This window comes from Thermogutta terrifontis, assembly GCF_002277955.1.
In the GTDB taxonomy this organism is placed as follows: Bacteria; Planctomycetota; Planctomycetia; order Pirellulales; family Thermoguttaceae; genus Thermogutta; species Thermogutta terrifontis.
This window is the reverse complement of the sequence record NZ_CP018477.1, coordinates 2006710-2030818: the sequence shown is the minus strand read 5'-3', so window position 1 is coordinate 2030818 and position 24109 is coordinate 2006710. Positions and strand designations below refer to the sequence as shown.

Here is a 24109-nt window from a genome sequence, read left to right as displayed (position 1 = left end):
GGAAAAGTCCCAGAAGTCTTTCCGTAATTGATGAGCGTAAATAGATCCAAGGCGTTCCGGAGGGAGCGCCTTGCTTCATTTTTCAGATTACAAGCCTGTTAGGGATATTGAAGTTTTGACGCGGTACGAAGAAGCAACGGCTGGTAAGCTCCGCACTCATGTGAAAGGAGTGAGACTCGGCGAGTGAGGGGCCATCTTTCTTTTGGTACCGATAGAATCTACGGGATACGATGAGCGTAACTGACGAAAAAATCCTGGTCCTCGATTTTGGTTCTCAATACGCGCAGCTTATTGCGCGGCGGGTCCGCGAGCAAAACGTGTATGCGGCAATAGTCCGACACGACATTCCTGCAGAGAGAGTCCAGGAAATCGCGCCCCGCGGTTTGATCTTTTCGGGTGGGCCAGCCAGCGTGCACTGGAATGACAGTCCCCGTTGTGACCCCGACCTTTTTCAACTGAACCTGCCCATCCTGGGCATTTGCTACGGAATGCAACTCGTCTGTCAGAGTCTGGGGGGCAAAGTGGAAAGTCAGCGGGGGCGTGAATACGGCCCGGCTCTGTGCCGCATTCGGGAGCCCAATGAGCTGTTTGAGGGATTGCCCAACGAGTTTCAGGTGTGGATGAGTCACGGCGACCAGGTGACCGCCATTTCTGAAGAATTTACTGTCCTGGCTTCCACCGACAGTTGTCCCTTGGCGGCCGTCAAGCATCGCCGTCGGCCGATTTATGGACTCCAGTTTCACCCAGAAGTGACGCACACCTCATACGGCTCGCAGATCCTGGCGAACTTTGTGAAGCGTGTCTGCGGATGTCAGGGGACATGGAAGCTTACAGATTTCGCGGAAGAAACGATAGCCGAGATCCGACAACGCGTGGGTAGTAATCGCGTCATTTGTGGCTTGTCCGGAGGTGTCGATTCTTCGGTGACGGCGGCCCTCCTTTCCCGCGCTGTCGGCGACCAAACGGCGTGCATTCTCGTCGACAACGGTCTGATGCGGCGAGGAGAAATCGAATCCGTCATTGAGGAATTCAGCAAACACTTCAAGACGGATCTCCATGTGGTGCGGGCGGAAGATCGCTTTCTGGCCGCGCTGGCGGGGGTGACAGATCCTCAGGAAAAGCGAAAAATCATCGGGCGGATATTCATCGATTGCTTCGCCGAGGAAGCGGCCAAGATTCCGCGGGCACGGTTTCTTGCCCAGGGTACACTCTATCCCGATGTGATCGAAAGCGGCGGTTTGCGTGACGGTCCAGCCGCCACAATCAAACTCCATCATAACGTGGGTGGTCTCCCACAGGACCTGCAGTTTGAACTGATCGAGCCACTCCGCAATCTTTTTAAGGACGAGGTTCGACAACTCGGCCTTCAATTGGGCTTGCCGGAGGAGATCGTGTGGCGGCATCCTTTCCCCGGTCCCGGTTTGGCGGTGCGATGCCTCGGTGCTGTCACCAAAGAACGGCTGGAAATCCTTCGTCAGGCCGACGCCATCGTGGTGGAGGAAATCAAGAAAGCAGGATGGTATCGCAAAACAGCACAGGCGTTCGCCGTCCTGTTGCCGGTGCAGACCGTGGGGGTCATGGGCGATGCCCGGACTTACGAGGAGGTTATCGCAGTTCGCGCGGTCGATACCGAGGATTTCATGACAGCCGACTGGTCCCGCCTGCCCTATGACCTCTTGGGACGGATTGCCACACGTATTATCAACGAGGTTCCCGGTATTAATCGTGTGGTGTACGATATAAGCTCGAAGCCTCCGGCGACAATTGAATGGGAGTGATCTCGCAATGGTCCCTTTGACCGGTGATTCATGCAACGACGGCGAATCGGCGCTGAGCAAGAGCGACCAGGCCTGCGTGCCGAATGCCGCTCAGGATAGGGCTGAGTCTTCCAGCCCGGAAGAAGAGCTGTCGTTCGAAAAAGCGATGGGGGAGCTGGAACGCGTCGTGGAACAACTCGAGCGGGGCAATCTCGGTTTGGATGAGGCCCTGGCAGCCTACGAACGCGGAATTCGGCTGATCAGGCGATGTCGGGAACTTTTGAAACGTGCCGAACAGCGAATTGAAATCCTCACCGGCATCGGCGAAAACGGAACTCCCATCACAAAGCCGTTCGCAGAAGAAGAAATGTCTCTGGAAGAAAAACGGGAAAAACGTAGTCGAAGGCGGGGTGCAAAAGGGGAGGAAAGCTGAATCCGGTCAGGAACTAGCGAACTTAAAATCTCGGCGTTCGTTACGCAGTAGGTCTCTCTTTCATGTCCAACGTGAGAATTCCTTCCTACGACTGGCAGGAAACCGCCGCGCATCTAGAGGAAATGCGGCAGCGGATCGATGCCGAGCTGGACCGTCGCACAAATTTTCCGGAAGGATGTCCTTCCCGACTCAGAGAAGCCATCCGATACAGTCTCCTGGCCCCTGGCAAAAGGTTCCGGCCGCTTTTGGTACTTCTTAGTACGGAAGCGTGCGGGAAGGAATGGGATCGGGCGTTACCGGCGGCATGCGCCGTCGAAATGATTCATGCGTACTCCCTCATCCATGATGACTTACCCGCTATGGACAATGATGATCTGCGGCGGGGCCAGCCGACGTGTCATCGAAAGTTTGACGAGGCGACGGCGATCCTAGCTGGTGATGCGCTTTTGACGCTGGCATTCGAGACTTTGGCGAAGGATATCCATCCTCCTCGTTTGGCCGCCGAATGCTGCAGGTTGCTGGCGGAGGCTGCAGGGCCCTGCCAGTTGGTGGGTGGCCAGGCAGATGACATTCAGGCGGCCACAGCCGAGGGCTCGCTCGAGCTGCTGGAATCCATTCATCGCCGAAAAACAGGGGCTTTGATCGAAGCATCCCTCATGCTGGGGGGCACCCTCGCCGAAGCCACGGAGGAGGTTTTGCGCGGATTGCGCGAATATGGCAGGGCACTGGGGCTCGCCTTTCAAATTACAGACGACTTGCTTGATCTTGAAGGTGATGAAAAATTGGTAGGGAAACGCTTGAAAAAGGATGACGCCCAGAAAAAATTGACATTCCCACGTTTTCTGGGAGTTGAGAAAAGCCGCGAGATGGTTGGCCAGCTCGTTTCTCAGGCTGCCGAGGCCCTGGCAGAGTTACCGATCGATGGACGCCATCTCGTGGCACTGGCCTTTTTTGTGGGGACTCGGAAACACTGATGGTCAAGATCCTCAACCGCATTAAGTCACCCCAGGATCTTCAATCGCTCAGTCTTGAGGAGTTGCAGGAACTGGCTGGCGAAATTCGAGAGACGATGTGCCAGCTTCTCGGCACACGCTCGGCCCATTTTGCCTCCAATCTGGGGGTTGTCGAGCTGACGCTTGCTCTCCACACCGTCTTTGATTTTTCCCGGGACCGCCTCATTTGGGACACCGGGCATCAGGTTTATCCCCACAAAATGATTACCGGACGGTTCGATCGTTTCCACACGATCCGAACCAAAGGTGGTTTGATGGGCTATCCCAACCCCGCGGAAAGTCCCTACGATCTTTTCATGACTGGCCATGCGGGATGCAGCATTTCCACGGCCGTTGGGCTGAAATGCGGCGATGATCTGGTTCGACCGGAAGAGCATCGTCATGTTGTGGCGGTTATTGGCGACGGAGCGTTTCCTTCCGGAATTGTCTCCGAGGCCATGAACCACGCGGGATGGCTCAAAAAGCCGCTGATCGTGGTTCTCAACGACAACCGGATGTCCATATGCCAGAGAGTGGGAGGTATCGCGGAATATCTCGATCGCCTTCGCATGGCCCCGCTGTATTCCGGCATAAAGAACGAAGTTTATAATCTGCTGTCCAAGGTGCCGCTGGTGGGAACGTCGATGGAGCGGCTTCTCGATCAACTCCGCGATGCGATAAAGGCCGGGATGCTGGGCGGAATGCTATTTGAGGAGTTGGGATTCCGCTATATCGGACCGGTTGACGGGCATAACATCGCCCAACTACAGAAGTATCTCCGAATGGTCAAGCAGTTCCCCGGGCCGGTGCTGCTGCACGTATTGACCGAGAAAGGGCGTGGATTCCCGCCGGCAGAGCGCGATCCTCGAACATTTCACGCCCCCGCACCGTTCCACCGAATTAATGGCACCGAGGTCGCCTTCAAAAGCAACGGCTCCTCGGTGACGTTCACTGAAGTGGCACGAAACGCCATTCTGGAACAGATGCGCAAGAACAAGCGGGTGGTGGTGATCACGGCCGCCATGTGCCAGGGGAATATGCTCGAACCGGTCCGCGATGAATTCCCCGATCGCTATTTCGATGTGGGAATTTGCGAATCGCATGCGGTTGGGTTCGCCGCAGGTTTGGCAAAGGCGGGCGTCCGTCCCATCGTGGATATTTACAGCACATTCCTCCAGCGTGCCTATGATCAACTTTTCCAGGAGGTATCCCTGCAGAATCTGCCCGTTGTGTTCATGATGGATCGCGCTGGCGTGGTGGGAGCAGATGGTCCGACTCACCATGGCGTGTTTGATTTCGCGTACTTCCGACCTTTCCCGAATGTGACAGTCATGGCTCCCGGCGATGCCGCCGATCTTCCGGCAATGCTGGAATTCGCCCTCAGCCACGATGGGCCGGTTGCCATCCGTTATCCCAAGGCCAAAGCAGAAAAAGTGCCGCGGACATTCGCACCGGTGACACTCGGCAAGGCGGAGCGGATTCGGGACGGTGCCGACGGAACAATCATCTGTTGCGGGGCGCTCCTACCCGCATGCGTGGCTGCCGCCGAGCAATTGGCTCAGGAGGGGCTCAACTTCGGGGTTATCAATGCCCGATTCGTGAAGCCGCTGGACACCGAGACCATTCTTTCCGCTATTGAGGAAAGTCCGGTCGTGATCACGGTTGAAGAAGGGGTACTCCAGGGTGGGTTTGGAAGTGCGGTACTGGAAGCCGCAAATGACGCGGGCTTAAATACGTCTCATATCAAGCGACTGGGGATTCCCGACCGATTTGTGGAACACGCCGAGCGAGGGGAGCAACTTGCCGACCTCGGGCTTGACGTGGAGGGGATCGCCCAGGCTTGCCGACAAGCAGCAGAAAGACGATGCCACCGGAGAGCATTTTCCTGATCCACGCCGGGGTGGCGTCGAGGCCTCAACACGTGCTCCCGCGAGAGATTACGCTATGAAGGTGATCATCCTTGGATATGGGGGTCGGCCGGACGTCGTGCGGGAGGTCAACCGCCTGAAATCGATGATCGAACGGTACGCGGAGATCCTCGTCATCGACCTGACGGGCGAGGTCGATCTGTCGCAATTTCAGGCGGATTTTGCCATCGTCTTCGGTGGCGACGGCTCGATTTTGCGGGCAGCACGACAAATGGGGAACCGGCAGCTTCCGGTTATCGCCGTCAATCTCGGTCGGCTGGGCTTTCTGGCGGATATTTCGCCACACGAACTGGAAGCCGTGCTGGTTCTCGCAGCACGCGGCCCACTTCCGATCATCGACCACCTCATGCTGCATTGTGAACTGATGCGCGACGGCTTGAGTTGCGGATCATGGTTGGCACTCAACGAGGTGGCTATTCTCAACGGGCCACCGTTTAGTCTCCTAGACGTGGAACTGTGGGTGGATCACGACCTGGCAACGGTGTACTCTGGGGACGGCCTGATCCTCGCCACCCCGGTGGGTTCCACAGCTCACTCGCTGTCCGCGGGTGGTCCCATCCTCCGGAAAGACCTGGATGCGGTTGTCATTTCGCCTATCAGTCCCCACACGCTGTCCAATCGGCCGGTGGTCGATTCCGCGGATCGCACGTACGAACTCCGCGTTCTCAATCCCCAGCCCAACACGATGCTGGTGATCGATGGGCAGGCGATCGATACACTCCGCGGAGAAGACTGCGTACGGGTCCGTCGGGCCGAACCGAGATTTCAACTCGTCAGTGCTCCCGGCCATAGCTATTACCGCACTCTGCGGGAAAAACTTGGCTGGGGAGGTCATACGCGTTCCTGTGTGCCAGCGATCGAAAACATCTCCTGACAGCCGTTGCGGCATTCGCGGAAGCGCGAGCGACTCCCCAGAATCACGCCCGATGGGACAGGAAGTAATCCGCAAAGCTTAGCTCCGGTGGTCACGCTTCTCGAAGCGATGGAATTATCGCTTTCCTACCTTTTGAAACCGCCCGCAAAACTTTGCGCCTTTTCCTCAAGAATCCCAAATTTCCAGGTGAGGGGGATTTCCAAAAAATTGACCTTTGCGACCGAGCGTTCTGCTTTTATAACAGTGGCGATCTACGCCGCGGCCGTTGACAATGCACGGCTACAAACCGGAGTCATAAACGTGAGCGCGGTCGTATCGCGTGGGCTCGGATTGTTTGTTGCCACGATAGCGACAGGGACGTCATCATGTTCATTAGAAAACACCATGTCTTAATGAGTGCGTTTGTAGTTTGCTTGGTAGTACCGGGTCTGGGGAGGCTTTGGGCCGCGGATCAATCGGAAAAACCGTCGAGTTCTCAACCCGGTCGCTATCGGCTCCGTTACAGTCTTCAGCCCGGTGAGGAGCTTCGCTGGCGGGTCGTCCACAGAGCGAGCGTTCGCACGGTTGTGACGCAAACAGAACAAACAGCCGAGACGGTAACGCAATCAGTTAAAACATGGAAAGTGCTTTCTCGGCGGCCAGACGGAACGGTGACTTTTCAATTGCAAGTGGATGACGTGGACATGACACATCGCATCGGGGGGCGTCCCGAGGTTCGCTATTCAACCCGTGAGAAACAGGATCCACCGCTGGGATTTGAGGACGTCGCCAAAACGGTGGGGAAGCCGCTTGCCAGGATCACGCTGGATTCCCGCGGCCATGTCCTTGAAAGAGAACAACTGGAACCCGATGCCTTCCAGACCCATGGCTACCTGACAGTCCCATTCCCGGAAGAGCCCGTGGCCATTGGTGAATCGTGGACTTTCCCCGATGAAATCATGGTGCCGCTGCGCAATGGAACAGTCAAAAAGGTCAAAGTGCAGCAGAAGTTCACGCTTGTGTCTGTGAAGAATGACGTGGCCACAATTGAGGTAAAAACCCAGGTTCTGACGCCGATCGATGACCCCGAAGTGGAAGTTCAGCTCGTCCAACGATTGAGTGAAGGGACCATCAAATTCGACGTGACGGCCGGACACATTCTTTCCCAGGAAATCGAGGTAGATCGGCAGGTTGTCGGCTTCCAGGGACCGGCAAGCAGCTTTCACTACCGCACCCGATTTACTGAGGATTTTCTCGTCGACAAGGTGGCCGACCGCCAGAAGTCTGCGGACCAACTCGGCCGTTAGAGCGGCACGCCCCGCGCAACCCGCGGGTGAGCGTGTACTACAGTCGGGCTGCTTCGTACTCGTAGTGGTCGGTGAGGAGCCAGCGGTTGTTGACCTTTTCAAAGATGACGGTAAATCGGGCCGCGTAGGCTTCGTAGATGTGTTCCGCTGTTTTCTCCCGAAATTCGTAGCGAAAAACCGCAAAAAAACGTGCTTCTGCCGTGGGCGGATTCGTCCGGGGATTGACCTCGATCTTCAAATCGGAAATGTGAATCCCGGTGAAGCGGACGAGGTTCATTGCCCAAATGGCTCTTTCCCGCGTCTTGACGGCGGAGGGGGAGAGAAACGTCAGGACCCGTTCCAGATCGTTGTCGCGGAGGGCGGAAACACCTTCACGGATCGTCTGTTCGACGGCCTCCCGGTCCGTTATTACAAGGTAGTCGGCCAGGAGCACCAGCCCCAGCACCACGGCTGCTCCACCCATCCCCCACAGGAAAGGCTTCTGAACGGTAGCAACAAAGAAAAGGCCGAGGATCGCCTCCACGATCACAATAATGACCACCACAGGAGTGGGATCGTCAACAATCCAGCTCAGGTTCATTTTGGCATCACATGCTTGACAGCTAGAGTTCGCGAGATCCCCGCAGAACTCCCAATCTTCCACCCAGCCAGAGACTCCCCAGCGCGGAGTTCGCTTCTATTTTGGCCAATTCGGCGGGAAAACGAAACAACCTCCAGCGGGTTCGTCAGAGAGGATTCGATACGTGTTTCGCCTCTCCCGGCGGGAAAGTGCCAGACTCACAAAAAACGGCAGGCTTGCGTCAAAGAGGAAGGAAAAACGTGGGTTTTTTCGTTCAGGCTGATACAATGACGATTAGGGAAGGCGTTCCGATGCCCTATCGATGAGACATTGCCACCTGGTCCGATGCGGGATTTTTCTCAAAACTCGGAGCCTTTAGCGGAGTCCCCGTCAGGTGTGGAGACGGGCTCCCCGAGCCACGAAAGCCGCTCGTCCCTGCAACCTGGCCAAATATGGCTGGACGGTGGGGTTCTGGCTTGTGCGTGTCCCGATTGCGGGGCACCCATGTCGATTCGGCTGTGGTTGCGGTTGGCGGACTGCTGGCGGTGCGGGGCCAGCGTGGAGCTGACAGAGGAGCAGGAAGCGGAAGCGATTCGCCTGCTCCAGCTTTGGGAAGCAGAACGGCTCCAACAGGTGCAACAGGCCGCCCGCTCTATCCAACCTTCGCTTCGCGCCAGGAGCACTGGACAAGGGCCCAAGGTTCCAACGCCTCCGCGTTGGACGGCAGAGGTGCCGAAATCGGCTGGTCAGCCGATGCGCTCCCCTTCTCGCCAGGCTGAGGAGCGACGGGAGTTTCTCCGCCAATCGATAGCGCCGCGGAAAGTTCGCAGCCTTTGGCAGGTCATTTGGGACGACGCCCCTGCCTGGCTGATCAGTCTCGTGTTTCATCTGGTCGCATTCCTGCTTCTGGGAATGCTGGCCGCGCCAGGAGGCCTGCCTCCGCCGGCCATCACGCTTTCGACTTCGATCAACTATCGAGACAGCCCTGGTGAGGAAGGGTTGCTGGAAGAGCGTGAGCATCTCCCGAACGAATTCGAAGAGGCCGGGCTGGTGACCGACGTCCACCTGCCCGCCGAGCAGGATGTGGGAATCGTGGATCAGTTTGCCCCCGATTCGCTGGGGGAATCGCTGCAACCCACTCTTCCCATGGCCGCGGTAGCAGATCGCCTCAGCGACGTCCTTCTTTCCCGGCCGGTGGCCGCCATATTTGCGGGTCGGGATCCGTCAGTGCGATCACGGCTCCTGGCTGAACAGGGCGGAACGAACGAAACCGAAGCCGCCGTCGCCCGCGGACTGCGATGGCTGGCCAAACATCAGAATGCCGACGGGAGTTGGTCGCTCCACGCCTTCCATTTGGCGCCCGGGGCCTCCGGTGATGAAGACGGACTCGGCCAGCAGGCTGACGTGGCTGCCACCGCTCTGGCCCTGCTGCCTTTTCTGGGAGCCGGTCAGACACACATCCAGGGGGAATACCGCCAGGTCGTTTTGAAGGGCCTTAACTGGCTTGTCAGTCACCAAGGACCCGATGGTGACCTGCGGGGAAACGGCATTGGCGACATGTACGCGCACGGACAGGCGGCCCTGGTCCTCTGTGAAGCCTACGCGATGACTCAGGACCCGCAACTGCGAGAACCTGCGCAAAAAGCGATCGATTTTATCATTCGCGCTCAGCATCCGGCGGGCGGGTGGCGCTATGAACCTGGACAGGAAGGAGATACGAGCGTACTGGGCTGGCAATTGATGGCCCTCCGCAGCGGAAAGATGGCGTATCTTCGCGTACCGGACACCGTGTTCTACAAAGCCTCTCAGTACCTCGATTCAGCACAAACGGATCAATATGGCGGCCGCTACGCCTATCGGCCGGGGCATGCCGCAACTCCCACTATGACCGCTGAAGCCCTTTTGTGCCGCCAATATCTGGGCTGGCCAAGGGAACACCGAGGAATGAAAGCGGGGGCGTACTATCTCCTGGAAAACCTCCCGTCCCCCAAAAAGCTCGATACTTCTCAGCCCTGGTTCTATTACATCTACTATGCCACTCAGGTGATGCACAATATGGGCGGAGATTTCTGGCGTAAATGGAACGAGGCCATGAAAGCGACGCTTTTGCCCACCCAGCGGAAAACTGGATCGCTGGCGGGAAGCTGGGACCCCACGGAGCGCTACGGCCGACAGGGAGGTCGCATCTACACCACAGCACTAGCAATCTGTACGCTCGAGGTATACTACCGACATATGCCCCTCTATGACCCACTCCCAATCCTGGCCCAAAACGTTCAACCGGCATCTGGTAATGCCAATGAAACGGCTAAGCCGAACCGGTCTTCTCCTGCACAGAATACTCCCTGATTCCGAGCGATCACTCGCCGGTTTTCCGCAACAAAAATGCAGGCAACATGGGAACGACGCGGAAAATCATCTGGCCGGCCCATCAATCTGCTCCGCCTGAGCGAACATCCCTGCAATCGGCCACCAGATCGGACACACGAAGTGAATCTCGCTTCAGCGTTTGAGCCACCATAGTTTTTTTAAGAATTCGTGATACGCCAGGGTCTCAATGTGCTGTCGGCGCAATTTAGGTGTTGACCCTGCATTTGAGCCAGAACTGAATTGAGCAGACGGAGTCCGATCGGTGAAGTCGATTATCCAACCTTGGAGAGCAAACGGGCCAAGTGTATCCCTCCAAAGGATCGGAGCGCTACGCTCGTTGTGCCCACCGACAGCGAGGTCCGCCCCCTTTCTGTCGCCACGCGGAAAGTGGAGATAAGTCGCAATTGGGGGTGATTGGCCAGGACAGAATGCCTCCATATAATCTGGGCAATCTTTCCATCGAAAAGTAATCGAGGATGATGGTAATGAAAACAGAATTAAGTCCAGCGACAGGGAATTTTTCCATGCAACCTTCAGGTCGGCTTTTCCGAACCTGTTTACTCGCATTCGCAATGACGGCCCTCGGTTCCGTAACTTCCTTGCACGGTGCCGAGTTTTATGTTGACCCCGTTCAGGGCCGTTCGGAGAACGATGGAAGTAAGGAACGCCCCTGGAAGAGCCTCCAGGAACTGTTCGACAGAGGCCTGATCGAGTCTCAGACGTGGGAATCCTTGCCGTATCGGGAGGGAGTGAAACTCGTCCCGAGAAATCCCGGCGCTCCTGTAAAACCGGGGGACACCATCTACCTTCGCACTGGTGATTTCGGTGAACTCCGCATTCAAGGGTATTACAATCCCAGCGCGATCACGATTGCCGCTGAACCCGGCCACACTCCCCGGTTTCGACGCATCCACATTCAGTCGGGTTGTCACTGGATCCTACGAGGTCTGCATGTAAGTCCGGAATACGGGGAAGGGGAGAGGCCGCGCGTCTTGATCCGCCTGGAATCGCACGGTTGGCGCGGACCAGTTCACGATATTGTGGTGGAAAATTGTCATCTTCAATCCGCTGCCGACACTTCACGCTGGACAGCGGACGACTGGAATAACCTTTCCTGCGATGGGATTCTCGCCGATGGGCCACGGATTACACTTCGGGGCAATTACCTCAAAAACGTCAATTTCGGGATTTCAGTGAGCGGGGTGCACTGCCTTGTGGAAAGAAATGTTGTGGAAAACTTCGCAGGCGACGGCCTCCGGGGACTGGGTGATCACACGGTGTTCCAGTACAACATTGTGAAAAACTGTTACGACGTTAATGCGAACCACGACGATGGTTTTCAAAGCTGGTCTGTGGGACCCGGCGGTGTGGGAACTGGCGTGGTAAAAGGCGTCGTCCTGCGCGGCAACATCATCATCAATTACGAAGATCCCCAGCAACCCCATCGAGGTACTCTTCAGGGCATCGGATGCTTTGACGGCATGTACGAAGACTGGCTCATCGAAAACAACGTGGTGGTTGTGGACCACTATCATGGCATCACATTGGGTGGTGCGGTGCGCTGCAAAATTGTCAACAACACGGTGATCGATCCCAACGCCTATCGTCCGGGACCGGCCGCCATCCGCATCGGGAACCACAAAAACGGCACACCCTCCCGAGATTGCGTGGTGCGAAACAATTTGGCCAGTGCACTGGACGTTCGCGGCGAAAATATGACTGTGGATCACAATTTGGTCGTGGAACGCCCTGAAGATTTCTTCCTCAACCCGAACCGGTATGACATGCGTCTCCGGCCAGATTGCCCCGCCATCGACGCGGGTACGGCGGAGCTGGCACCCAGCATTGACATCCTGGGTGTCCACAGACCTCAAGGAAAGGGCATCGATCTTGGGGCGTACGAATACCGTACTGCCGAGCCGGGCCAGGACCGATAAACAGACCGATCATTGGTAAGGCATCTGTTAACTGGAGGGAATACCTATGAAAACAACGCGTCGTGCATTTCTCCAAAGTGGCTCCGTAATTGCTGCTGCCACCACCATCCCCAACTTTTTCATGAAATCCGTGCATGCGGGAGTGGAGTCGCCCCTCAAACTGGGCGTTATCGGGGTGGGTTGGTACGGAATGGTTGATGCGCGTGCCGCGCTGAAGGCGGGCGGCGTGGTCATCAGCAGCATCTGCGACGTGGACTCGGAACATCTCGAAAAATCCGCCGCGGAACTGGAGCAACTCCAGGGCACGCGTCCTAAGACGTTCAAGCTCTACCAGGATATGCTCGATAATTCCGACCTTGACGCGGTGATCATTGCCAGTCCGCCCCACTGGCATGCCCTTCACCTGCTGGCGGCTTTGGATCGGAAACTCCATGTATATTGTGAAAAACCGCTCGCCTATGATATTCGCGAATGTCAAGCACTTTTGAAGGCTGTACGGGATAGCGGACGTATTGTCCAAATCGGTTTTCAAAGACGACAGCACGCCAGCTTTCGACAGGTGCGGGATTTCATCAAAGGCGGCGACGCTGGAGATATCATCCAGGTTGATGCGCAGATTCATTATCGCGCTGGAACCAAAGATCCCACACCTAAAGATCCCCCGCCCAGCCTGGATTGGAACCTCTGGTGCGGTCCAGCGCCGCTCATTCCGTACAGCGAGCAGGTGGGCCATTTCAACTGGAGGCTGGAAAGAACAACCGGCCACGGGCATCTGGTGGACTGGGGTATTCACCTGGTGGATGCCACGCGGATGATCTTGAATCTCATGACGCCCCACAAGGTCGCCGCTACCGGAGGAATCTACAAGCTCAAGGGGATCATCACCACACCTGATACGCTCACCGCGCATTTTGAATTTGCTGAGGGACCGCTCGTGTGGCGGCACCGCTTATGGGGTGCTGAGGAGTACACCCCCGAAGTCAATAACGGCGTGTTCTTCTTTGGCACCAAGGCCACAGTGTTCGTCACAGACAACCGATGGGTCGTGATACCCAACGGCAAAAACGCCGATCGCAAGGAATACACCCCCGCGACCGATGCCGGTCTGGAACACATGCGAGACTTTCTGACGGCCGTTCGAGAAGGACGTCAGCCTGCCTGTCCGATCGAGGAAGGATACCGCTCCACCGTCACTGTGAAACTCGCGATGATCGCTTATGAGAGCGATTCGGTCGTCCACTGGGACGAGGCCAAAGGCACCATCGTGGATAATCCGGCGGCGGAGAAGCTCCTCAAGCGAGAGTATCGGGCCCCATGGAAACATCCCTATTCAGGATGACGGGCCGAAAATCCAGCTTGCGATTGCCTCGATTCTGCACAATCATACCCTTCTATTGTGGGGGTTGCCTCCAAAAGGTGCCGTTCCGCAGTTTTCGCTCTTTCGCTACAATAGGCATTTTGGCAATCTGGCATCTTATGCCCCTAAAGTTGGGCGGATTACCCGGAGCCGGGAGCCATTTTGCCCGAAATAAGCTAGAACGGGTGCTCCTTCCAATTGCCAAATTATGGGTCAAAAAGGATAGGTCCAGAAAATACTACGCGAGACTAGTAACGATCGACGCTTTCGGGGGGATAACACGTCTGGGAGAATCGCGCTGTGCCATACGACATCGTCGTCTGTGTCAAACAGGTTCCCGACACCGCGAACATCACTGCTGAGGCCATGAAGGAGGACGGCACGGTCAATCGTGCCGCATTGCCCGCCATTTTCAACCCGGAAGACCTTAATGCTTTGGAGGCCGCTTTGGAGATCCGTGACCGCTACGGCGGAACCGTCACGGCGATCAGCATGGGACCTCCCAAAGCGGCAGAGGTTCTTCGCGATTGCCTCTACCGGGGTGCCGACCGAGTCATCCTGATTACGGATCGCCGGGCGGCCGCGTCCGACACCCTCGCCACGAGTTACATTCTTGCTCAGACTATCCGCACAATCGGCAGGTTTGACATCGTCCTGTGCGGTCGGCAGGCCATCGATGGTGACACCGCCCAGGTGGGCCCCCAAATCGCGGAAAAGCTTGGCATTCCCCAGGTGACCTACCTCGAAAAGATCGACTGCATTGAAAACGGAACCGCCCGAGTGCGCCGAAATGTGGGACGGGGTTGGGAAGTTGTGGAGGTCAAACTGCCCGTCCTGTTTACGGTGATCGGGGGGGCCAATCAGCCGCGGCCTCCAGCCGCGAAAAAAGTGATGCGGTACAAGCGGGCTCGTATTCCCGCGGAGATTGAGGCTGAAGTGAAGGCCAGCCTGGGCCAGGTCTCGGACGAGGAGCTGTTGGACGCCGTTGAGCGGCGCAAACAAGAATTGGCCCGGCAGGGGCTGCTGATGGAGCAATGGAGCCTCGATGATATTCACGCGGACCTCAATCGTTGTGGTCTGCCAGGCTCGCCTACCAAGGTTTATCGTGTCCAGGCCATTGTCCTGACCAAGAAAGGCTTCACAAATATTCCGCCGACCGAGGAAGGAATCCGCCGTCTGATCGACGAACTGGTTGTGGACCGGACCCTTGGATAAACAGTAAAAACCTCCACCCGCCAGAAGCCAGGTGATCGCCTGAAAATCCGCGGATTAAAGGTAGCCAGGTGACCGCCGAATTAGATACCGAGAAAGAGAGAGCTAAAAGATCAGCCAACGGGAGTGTGTACTCAGGGAAACGGTTTCAATCATGATCGCACCAAATCGCCAAGGAGAAGTTTGGGTTTTTGCGGAGCAGGAAGACGGCTCGTTGCACGATGTTGTGCTTGAACTCTGCGGCAAGGCACGGCAACTCGCTGACGTACTGAAAGTACCCGTCGGAGCGGTTCTTCCGGGACACCAGATTCGCCCTCTCGCGAGCAAGCTCATCGCGCATGGCGCTGATCGCGTGTATGTCGTGGAAGATTCGCGATTGGCCCATTTCCAGACAATCCCCTATGCCCGGGTCCTCTGCACCCTGATTGAAAAATACCGACCACAGATTGTGCTTTACGGGGCAACTCCCCTGGGAAGGGATCTGGCACCGCGTGTGGCCTCGGCCATTCAGGCAGGAATGACCGCGGATTGCACGGATCTCCAAATCAGCGATGTCACCGACCCGAAAACAAAGGAAGTCCATCGCAATCTGCTTCTGCAAATTCGGCCGGCGTTCGGGGGCAATATTATCGCCACGATTGTCAATTACGACCGCTGGCCGCAAATGGCCACCGTTCGGGAAGGTGTTATGCCGCTGCTACCGCCCAATCCCTCCCGCAATGGCGAAATCATCGATGAAAAAGTGGAGATCGACGAATCGCTGTTGGCCTTGCGGCTCATTGAAAGACATATCGAACCGCGGAAGGTGAACTTGAAGAGCGCCCGAGTCATCGTTGCGGGCGGTGGGGGAGTGGGGAGCAAAGAGGATTTTCGGCTGATCCATGAGCTGGCGGGAGCGATTGGAGGAGCCGTGGGGGCAAGCCGTGCGGCGGTGGATAGCGGTTTTATCGGCAAGGAGCACCAGATTGGCCAGACGGGGACCACTGTCCGGCCTGCCCTCTATATTGCCGCCGGCATTTCTGGTGCGGTCCAGCACCGGGCAGGAATGGAAGAGTCTGCCAAAATCATCGCGATCAACATCGATCCAAACGCCCCGATTTTCTCCATTGCCCATTACGGGATCGTGGGTGATCTGAAAAAGGTCATTCCGATGATGATCAAAGCCCTTCGTGAACGACGAAGGTGAGCTGATATTGTTCGTGTGGAGGCACCAACGGGCAAGGATACAACTGGCTGGGTTTTCAATCGCAATTCAGAAGCGGCTTTCGGGAATTGGTAAACGGGAGAATCATCTGTGGGGAACTACTTTCTGGATAACGAAGACATCCAGTTTTTGTTCCGGCACATCGATCTGAAGGAACTGGCGCGGCTGCAAGAGGCGTATGCCGCCAACGGCGATGCGGATTATGTCCCCATCGATGAAGAAGATGCGGTGGACAATTACTGGCGGGTGCTGGAAATTGTCGGCCAGATTGCCGCCGATATCATCGCGCCGCATGCGGAGCAGATCGACCGGGAAGGAAACAAACTCAACGAGGACGGCACCGTCACGCTCCACCCCCTGGTTCGGGAAAATCTTCGCCGCATGGCCCAGGCTGATCTCATGGGTTTCACCCTCCCGCGTAAGTACGGTGGTCTGAATTGTCCGAATCTCATTTACACAATGGCCACCGAGATTGTCAGCCGCGCAGACGCCTCCTTCATGAACCTGTTTGGGCTCCAGGGCATCGCGGAGACCATCAACGCATTCGCATCAGATGACATCAAAGATGAGGTCCTTCCGCGGTTTGCCCGGGGCGAAGTTACGGGGGCCATGGTTCTGACCGAACCGGATGCGGGAAGCGATCTGCAGGCTGTGCGTCTCCGCGCATATCAGGACGAAACGGGACAGTGGCGACTCAATGGTGTCAAACGTTTTATCACCAACGGCTGTGGTGAGATTTTGCTCGTCCTGGCCAGAAGTGAACCCGACATCCAGGACGGCCGGGGACTCAGTCTTTTCATCACCGAGCGGAACGAGCGGGTGCGTGTCCGGCACCTGGAAGAAAAGCTGGGAATCCATGGCAGTCCGACCTGCGAGCTTGTGTTCGACGATACGCCCGCGCGGCTCATTGGCGAACGTCAGCGCGGCCTGATTACTTACGTTATGGCGCTGATGAACGGTGCCCGGGTAGGAATCGCCGCCCAGTCCCTGGGAATCGCGGAAGCTGCTTTTCGCCTGGCCCGGGTGTACGCGCACACACGTCAACAATTCGGTGGGCCGATCGAGCGTCTCCCCGCGGTGGCCGAGATGGTCACTGAAATGAAAATTGCCATCGAAGCCGCCCGGGCGCTCACGTACGAAACAAGCCGCATTTGTGATTTGGAAAACAACAATCTGCGAATCCTGGAAACCGTGCCCGATCTTCCCAAAGACGAACAGAAAGAGCGGAAGCAACTGGCCCGGACGCTGAAACGCATCAATGGCATGCTCACCCCGATGAGCAAGTACTACGCTTCGGAAATGTGCGTCCAGGTGGCCAACGATGCGATCCAGGTCCTCGGGGGATCGGGTTACATGAAGGATTACGCGGCGGAGCGCTATTTACGGGATGCCCGGATCACCACAATTTATGAGGGGACCAGCCAACTCCAAATCGTGGCCGCCGTACGCGGCGTAGCTTCCGGATCGTTTGAAAGTTACGTCGCTGATTTCGAAAACAGGGTGTATGGCGACAAACTCCTTGATGATTTGCGGAATGAGTTGATCGAAGCGCGGAAGCGCGTCCAGGAGGCAATTCAGTTCACCAAGACGCAGTCCACCACCTATCTCGATTTGGCGGGGCGCCGATTGGTGGATTCCGCCATCATCTGCATCGTGGGCCATCTCCTGCTGGGGCAGGCTACCGCCAACGAACGCAAGCGTCGCGTCGCTCGCCGCTATATCGAACATCGTCTCCCCGAACTCGAGGCCAAGTGTCGGCAGGTCCTCTCGGGAGACATGGCACCTTTGGAAGAGTACGATGTGCTGGCGGGCCCAGTCCCGGCTCTCGCATGAAAACCGTGAAATGCAACAGCGGGCCGCTTCCGGTCGGAACAGGCTACGATCAACGAAGATTCTTTAAACGGGCAATAATTGTCGGCCGAGGAGATTTCCTTAAAAGATCACATCCTGCTTTCCGGAGGGACAAAGAAGAATGAGTTTTCCTGCTGTACGACAGTTGTATCCAACTCCGGAAATTTGTAAGGGATGCTGACAACCATGGGATTGTTCAGTGGCAAAGTCGGTTTGATCATGGGTGTGGCCAACGACCGGAGCATCGCCTGGGCCATCGCTGAGGCACTCCATCGCGAGGGCGCGGAGCTGGCCTACACGCACCTGCCGGGTCCATCCAACGAACGCCGCGTTCGCCGGCTGGTCGAGGCCCATCAACCCAAAGTCTTTCTACCCTGCGACGTACAGTCTGATGACGACATCGCGAACGTGTTTTCGGCGATTGAAGATCAGTACGGCCAGCTCGATTTAGTCGTCCACGCAGTGGCATTTGCGCCACCAGCCGAGCTGCGGAATCCTTACGTGGAGACAACCCGCCAGGGCTGGCACGTCGCGATGGACATTTCGGCCTACAGCCTGGTGGCGGTTTCCCGTGCCGCGCGAGGGCTCATGGAAAGCGGCGGCTCCATTTTGACGATCAGCTACTTCGGCGCGGAAAAAGTGATGCCCGGCTACAACGTCATGGGAGTCTGCAAAGCGGCGCTGGAACACAGTGTCCGATATCTGGCCTGGGACCTGGGGCCGAAAAATATCCGCGTCAACGCCATCAGCGCGGGACCGGTGCGGACTCTCAGTTCTGCCGGAATCGCGGGATTCGATGAGATGCAGCGGCACGCCGCACATAAAAGCCCGTTACGGCGAAACGTGGACCTCCATGAGCTAGCCTCCACCGCTGTTTTCCTCCTCAGTGAAATGTCAAGCGGAATTACCGGGGAGATCCTTCACGTGGACTGCGGCTACAATATCGTGGGATTGTAAAGACTTTCGGCAGCCGCTGTCCGTTCCGCGCTCATTCATGGCGCGTCAGACTGCCTCAAGAGGGGCTCTTCCGGAAATGTCCGCCTGAGGGCATCAGTTTGGCCATGTCATCATGCAAGTTCTGCACGTTGAAGGCATCCGAAAATACTTTGGTCCCAATCCAGTCCTGGACGGAGTCACCTTTGATCTTTACGCCGGAGATCGGGCCGGCCTTGTCGGACCCAACGGGTCGGGCAAGACGACACTCTTGAAAATCATTGCGGGTCTCGAATCACCCGACGGGGGAGAGTGCCAAATCACCACCGGCATCCGTCTGGGATACCTGGAGCAGCATGCGGAGTTTTTGCCCGGCCGCACCGTGTGGGAGGAGGCCCAGAGTGCTCTGCAACATTTGCTCGAGTTGCAACACGAAGCCGAAAGAACGGCGGCTCTTCTGGCGGAGATCCAGCGCCCCGACGAGCGTGCCCGACTGGCAGCCCGATTCGACCGACTTCAACAAGAACTCCACCGGCTCAACGCTTATCACCTAGACCATAAAATCGAGCAAATTCTGGTAGGTCTGGGGCTGGGGCCTGATTTCTTTGACCGACCTGCCTGCGAACTGAGTGGCGGCGAGCAAAACCGACTTTTGCTGGCGAAGCTCCTGCTCTCCGAACCGGATTTCATGCTCCTCGACGAGCCCTCCAACCATCTCGACATTGAGGCCACGCGCTGGCTGGAGGAGTTTCTCGCAAACCACCGTGCCGCAATGATCATCGTGTCCCACGACAGGTACTTTCTCGACAAGGTTACAACTCGGACACTGGAACTTTTTCGCGGAACGGTGGAGACATTTCCAGGTAATTTTTCTGCCTACCGTCGTCAAAAAGAGGAACGGCTTCTGGTCGCCCGGCGGACTTACGAGAAGCAACTCGAAGAAATTGAAAAGGCAGAGGAGTTCATCCGGCGCCATCACTACGGCCAGAAGGCAGCTCAGGCTCAGGATCGCCGCAAAAAGCTGGAACGGATTGAGCTTGTTGAACCGCCGCGGGAAATCACCGCGCCGCCGATCCAGTTTCCCGCTGCAGAACGAAGCGGCGATATCGTGCTGAGAGTCGAAAACCTCGGCAAGAGTTTTGGACGGCCGCTTTTTAAGGGACTTACCTTTGAAATCGCGCGTGGTCAGCGATGGGGTATCCTGGGCCCTAACGGATGCGGCAAGAGTACTCTCCTGAAGTGCCTGCTCGGAGAAGTCGAGCCCGATGAGGGGCGTGTCATTCGAGGGCACAATGTCATAGTGGGCTATTTCGACCAGCATCTGACATGTCTACCTCCCGATCTACCCGCCATGGACGCGGTTCTCCCCACTTCAATCGTCGGTGACGACCTGGTCGAGCAAAAGCGTCGAGATCTTCTCGCAAAATTCGGTATCACAGGGGACCGTGCCCTCACGCCCGTCCGGAACCTGAGCGGGGGTGAACGCTGTCGAGTGGCACTTGCGCGACTGACCGCGGCCAAAGCGAATTTTCTCGTTCTGGATGAGCCGACCAACCACCTCGACCTCTGGGCACGCGATGCCCTTGAACAGGCGCTACGCCGCTTTGACGGCACCGTTCTCTTCGTCAGTCACGACCGCTATTTTATCGATCAGGTGGCTGATCACCTCCTCGTTTTCGAGGGGGCCGAGGTGCGGGTGATCCATGGAAATTACGCAATGTACCAGGCCCTCGCGGATGCCCGACGTGCGGAGTCCGCACAAAAGATAAAGGACACGGCTCCAGACGAATCCCAAGTCAGGAGGCCCAGCAAACGCGCTGACGATCGCGGCGAAGGTTCAGGAAAGCGAAAGAGACGATTCCCCTATCGCAAAGTGGAGGATATCGAGGCGGACATTCTCCAGCACGAGGCCCGCCGCGAAGAGATTCACCGCGAACTCAGCGAGCCGGAAACGTATCGCCACGGCGATCGGGTGAAGCGGCTCAAACAGGAGCTTGAAGAATTGGAGCAAAAACTTCAATCGTTGTATGCACACTGGGAGGAAGCGATGGAGCTGAATGGCTGAAGTGGGGCCCAGCCAGTCCCGTCAATAGCTTTTGCCCTAAAGTCGCATACTATCGGCAGAAAATCATTGCAACACTCCATCATTCCAGAAATAATGATCGTCATTCCAGAGGCTGTGAACATTCGTACTCGCACACGACCGCACCGAAATCCTGCCATGGCACGATTCTCGATCCTGCTGGCATTTTTCTTTGCTGGAATATCGTTTCCTTTACCGGCGGAGTTGCCTCCACCGCCGGGGCCAGCGTACAGGGTGCCCGAAGGCAAGTCGGGCCCGGGCGTGCCTGTCATTTCCTCGTGGACGGATGATGCAGGTCCGGACGAAACCTTCCTGCTGGTTGGCGAAGGCCTTACCGAAAACGTTTTTATGTGGGGATTGAGCCCCAATCGGGAAGATGGAGCGGAAATTCGTCCCAAAATTCAGTTTTGCACTGGCAAGATGTTGGCCGCCACAATCCCCGAACGCGCCTATGATGGGCCGTTCGTGGTATGGGTTGAAAATGCCAATGGCCGATCGCAGCCTTTGGTTCTCAACCGCCCACAATTGTGGTGGTGTTATCCCCGCACGTGCACTCCCGGCGGCACCGTGCGGGTGTTTGGCCGGAACATCGGCAGGCGACCCCATTTTGCAGAAGTGTTCGCCTATCTTGAGTCCGAATCGGGAAGTGGGTCGTGGTTGCCTTCGTTGTCTTCGGGGAAATACTCGGCCACACTCCGTCTGCCCGATGATCTTGCCCCGGGGCGGTATCAACTTCGAATTCACGCCGGTGCCGGGGGACAGTGGGGATGGAGCGATCCAATAACCATTCAGGTGCAGGCACAGGCACCAGCCCAAACAGGGATACAGCTTACCGGGACAGACATTCAGGCCGCAGTCAATGCTTTGGGTGCGCAAGGCGGAGGCATCCTGACGTTACCGGCGGGCCGATACACGCTTTCTGGAACCTTGGTGATTCCCGCTGGGGTGACTGTGAATGGGCAAGGGAAGGGCCGGACGATCCTTCAAGCACCGTCAAGCCCCGCCGTCAAGTTCGCCCAATTTCAGGGCAGTGCGTGGAATCAGGGGCCTGCCGCGGTTCACACTCCCGGCGACACCATGGTGTACAAGGTGACATTCCCTCGGGCGGGCGACTGGCACGTGTGGTTGCGCTACGCCACGGACATGTCGCCCTGGGGACAGCCGGGAGTCTCGGGCAGAATGACGCTCACTCTCGACGACAATCCTCCCGTTCGTCTGGAGAATCTGCCGAACACGGGAAGTTTCGGCACGTTCCGATGGAGTCTTTCCGCTACACTCACGGCGTCCGCGGGAGAACATGTCCTCAAATGGAAAAACGAACAGGGAGGCGGGATTCACATCGACGCGTTTGTCTTCACGGATGATCCGTCCTGGCAACCCCAGGAAGGCGAATTTCCCGTCTCCGGGCCGCACCTGGTCGTGCTCCAGGGAGAAGACGTGGTTGACTTTCAAACCAAGGAGGGAAGCTTACCTGGTGCCGAAAAGGCGTGCGTGTGGCTGGCCGGTGACGGCGCTTCCGTGCGTAATCTGACGGTGTTGGGAAGTATCCAGACCAACCTGGGGATTGTCGTTCGTCATCCCGAGTTTCCTCAATGGATTTACAACTGCCGCATGGAAAACGTCGAGATGCGGGATTGTCAAGGAAAACAGGCTGAGAACTGTGGGGTCCGGCTGTTTCATGCGTTCGGTGCCGTGGTCAAAGGCTGCGAGTTGTGGGCCCGATCTCCCCTCTTTCTATCGGGGGTGAGGCAGTGCGACCTCTCCGAGAATCGCCTGGTCAGCGTCACACTTTGGGGCGGGAATGCAGAGGGTTACATTAACGGCCGAAATGAGCCAGTGGAGGAGTGCATCATCGAAGGCAATGTCTGCGCCGTTCCACCGGGGAGTGAAGGAGGTGGCCCCACGGGGCGACGCATGATCTGGCTATCCACCGGGCGGGGCTCCGTCACGCACAACTGGATCGCGGGGAACCGTGAGGAGCGGGCAGTCTTCGGAGGGGTTGCGGGAACCGACCAGAACGTGGGCGAGATGATTCTTTTTGAAGCCTGCCAGCGCGTGGCGTATTTCGGCCCGATTGCGGGCGCGGACGTTGATCGAGTGACGTTACCATCCTTCGTAAAGGACACACCACAAGAATGGTTGGGCGACGTCAAACGCGAGGATCTTCCGCGTGATGATAAAGGCCGGGAAACACCGTATTGGCCACCGGAGAAAGAGAACGATCGGGAGCCGGTGCTCACAGAATATTATGTTATCGTGCTTGACGGTCCCGGTTGGGGCCAGACCCGGCGGATTGTCGCCCGCGATCAAACGACCTACCGTCTGGCCTCGCCGTGGCGAGTCGTTCCACCGCCGGGTAGCCGGGTGGTGATTTCCACCGCATTTTTCGAAAACCACATCGTCAACAATCGGACAGTCAACGGCATGACCGGGATTCAGCTCTGGATCTCCTGCATCGGGAACATTGTGTCGGGGAATGAAGTGGCCCGGCAAAGAAAACCGGCAGTCTTCTTGTATGGCACCTGTACCACACTGGCCTCTTCCATGCCCATGACGTGGAACCGGGGGATTGGTCCCCTGTTTTTCAACCATGTGGAGGGAACTCAGGCGGACGAGACGAGCTGCGGCATCCTGCTTACAACCGGCGAGCGAGCCGATTTGCCGCTTCTCTTCCCCCACGCTCTCGGGAATGTTCTCCGCCACAACGGTTGCGTCAAAAGCCGCACCGATGGCGTTTTGGTCATGGGAAACCGAAGGGATGGCGAAGACTCGGGCCTTGCGGCTGTCATGGGTACGATAGCCGAGTTCAATTTGGTGCGGGATGCTCTCTGCGGATTTCGGTTAGCCTCCTCCGTTGAGGGGGTCGTGTTGCGCCGCAATCACGTGTACTTCTGGTATCCTGTGAACAATCGGGCTGGGGAGCGTGTCGCTTTTCAAATTGACAGTCCGCAGACTTTGTGCACGTTGGAAAACAACTCAGTCGAGGGGATTCAGGGTGTATTTGAGAGCGATATTATCCCCGTCCGGCGAGGGGACATCAAAGAATCCCTTGACAGCCAGTGAACGCGGGACTCCCTTTACCGTAGCCGACGAGCAACCAGCTCATGCCTTTATAACGGCGTATCTCCGGCAAAACAGTTTGGGCGGGGGGTCCAGTGATTTCGCGGAGCGGCGGTTATCGGCAGAGTGAAGGCCGGTAAAATAATTAGTTTGCTGCCCAGGGAGTCCCACCGGCTGGGTCGACGGAGCACGGCGTGAGCGACTCCGGGGGTTTTGATGGCGTTCAGAGCCCCCGTGAAAGTTCAGGCCGTTGACACGGTTCCTCGGGCATGC

Annotated in this window: 16 protein-coding genes; 15 read left to right on the top strand and 1 reads right to left on the bottom strand. The window is 57.1% G+C overall.

The window, feature by feature from the left end; genetic code table 11:
- The first annotated feature begins 230 nt into the window (after window positions 1–230).
- The 6 genes from guaA to THTE_RS07575 all read left to right on the top strand — a co-directional run bounded on the left by guaA (window position 231) and on the right by THTE_RS07575 (window position 7270).
- Window positions 231–1778 carry a glutamine-hydrolyzing GMP synthase gene (guaA, locus tag THTE_RS07600; RefSeq protein WP_095414863.1) on the top strand — a complete coding sequence of 516 codons (1548 nt, stop codon included), beginning with the start codon at window positions 231–233 and terminating at the stop codon, window positions 1776–1778.
- Between the two features lie 7 nt (window positions 1779–1785).
- Window positions 1786–2190: an exodeoxyribonuclease VII small subunit gene (gene xseB / locus THTE_RS18630; protein ID WP_095414862.1), complete on the top strand. Its 405-nt coding sequence runs from the start codon at window positions 1786–1788 to the stop codon at window positions 2188–2190.
- Between the two features lie 62 nt (window positions 2191–2252).
- Window positions 2253–3164 (top strand): polyprenyl synthetase family protein, encoded by a 912-nt coding sequence (locus THTE_RS07590; protein ID WP_095414861.1) that lies wholly within the window; start codon window positions 2253–2255, stop codon window positions 3162–3164.
- A complete protein-coding gene (dxs, locus tag THTE_RS07585; protein WP_095414860.1) occupies window positions 3164–5071 on the top strand; it encodes a 1-deoxy-D-xylulose-5-phosphate synthase in 1908 nt (635 codons plus the stop codon). Before THTE_RS07590 ends, dxs begins: the two co-directional genes overlap by 1 nt.
- Window positions 5072–5126: 55 nt before the next feature.
- Window positions 5127–5984, top strand: a complete 858-nt coding sequence (locus THTE_RS07580) for an NAD(+)/NADH kinase (protein WP_237260228.1) — start codon at window positions 5127–5129, stop codon at window positions 5982–5984.
- A 365-nt stretch (window positions 5985–6349) separates the two neighbouring features.
- Window positions 6350–7270 carry a DUF6263 family protein gene (locus tag THTE_RS07575; protein WP_157731906.1) on the top strand — a complete coding sequence of 307 codons (921 nt, stop codon included), beginning with the start codon at window positions 6350–6352 and terminating at the stop codon, window positions 7268–7270.
- 37 nt (window positions 7271–7307) lie between these two features.
- Here THTE_RS07575 and THTE_RS07570 read toward each other — a convergent pair whose 3' ends face one another.
- Window positions 7308–7850 carry a hypothetical protein gene (locus tag THTE_RS07570; RefSeq protein ID WP_157731904.1) on the bottom strand — a complete coding sequence of 181 codons (543 nt, stop codon included), beginning with the start codon at window positions 7848–7850 and terminating at the stop codon, window positions 7308–7310.
- 483 nt (window positions 7851–8333) lie between these two features.
- Between THTE_RS07570 and THTE_RS07565 the strand changes: the two genes are divergently transcribed.
- The 9 genes from THTE_RS07565 (at window position 8334) to THTE_RS07525 (ending at window position 23839) form a co-directional block, all read left to right on the top strand.
- Complete coding sequence (locus tag THTE_RS07565; protein WP_168175809.1) at window positions 8334–10178, top strand: prenyltransferase/squalene oxidase repeat-containing protein; 1845 nt, start codon at window positions 8334–8336, stop codon at window positions 10176–10178.
- A gap of 545 nt (window positions 10179–10723) precedes the next feature.
- Window positions 10724–12136 (top strand): right-handed parallel beta-helix repeat-containing protein, encoded by a 1413-nt coding sequence (locus tag THTE_RS07560; RefSeq protein ID WP_095414856.1) that lies wholly within the window; start codon window positions 10724–10726, stop codon window positions 12134–12136.
- A gap of 46 nt (window positions 12137–12182) precedes the next feature.
- Window positions 12183–13475 (top strand): Gfo/Idh/MocA family protein, encoded by a 1293-nt coding sequence (locus tag THTE_RS07555; RefSeq protein ID WP_095414855.1) that lies wholly within the window; start codon window positions 12183–12185, stop codon window positions 13473–13475.
- Between the two features lie 318 nt (window positions 13476–13793).
- A complete protein-coding gene (locus tag THTE_RS07550; RefSeq protein WP_095414854.1) occupies window positions 13794–14708 on the top strand; it encodes an electron transfer flavoprotein subunit beta/FixA family protein in 915 nt (304 codons plus the stop codon).
- A gap of 151 nt (window positions 14709–14859) precedes the next feature.
- The gene (locus THTE_RS07545) at window positions 14860–15891 is read left to right on the top strand and encodes an electron transfer flavoprotein subunit alpha/FixB family protein (RefSeq protein ID WP_095414853.1); all 1032 of its coding nucleotides are present in this window, start codon (window positions 14860–14862) and stop codon (window positions 15889–15891) included.
- Window positions 15892–15999: 108 nt separating this feature from the next.
- Window positions 16000–17742, top strand: a complete 1743-nt coding sequence (locus THTE_RS07540) for an acyl-CoA dehydrogenase family protein (protein WP_095414852.1) — start codon at window positions 16000–16002, stop codon at window positions 17740–17742.
- A gap of 204 nt (window positions 17743–17946) precedes the next feature.
- The gene (locus tag THTE_RS07535; protein ID WP_095414851.1) at window positions 17947–18717 is read left to right on the top strand and encodes an enoyl-ACP reductase FabI; all 771 of its coding nucleotides are present in this window, start codon (window positions 17947–17949) and stop codon (window positions 18715–18717) included.
- Between the two features lie 112 nt (window positions 18718–18829).
- Complete coding sequence (locus tag THTE_RS07530) at window positions 18830–20758, top strand: ABC-F family ATP-binding cassette domain-containing protein (protein ID WP_095414850.1); 1929 nt, start codon at window positions 18830–18832, stop codon at window positions 20756–20758.
- Window positions 20759–20914: 156 nt separating this feature from the next.
- A complete protein-coding gene (locus THTE_RS07525) occupies window positions 20915–23839 on the top strand; it encodes a carbohydrate-binding protein (RefSeq protein ID WP_157731900.1) in 2925 nt (974 codons plus the stop codon).
- Window positions 23840–24109 lie beyond the last annotated feature (270 nt).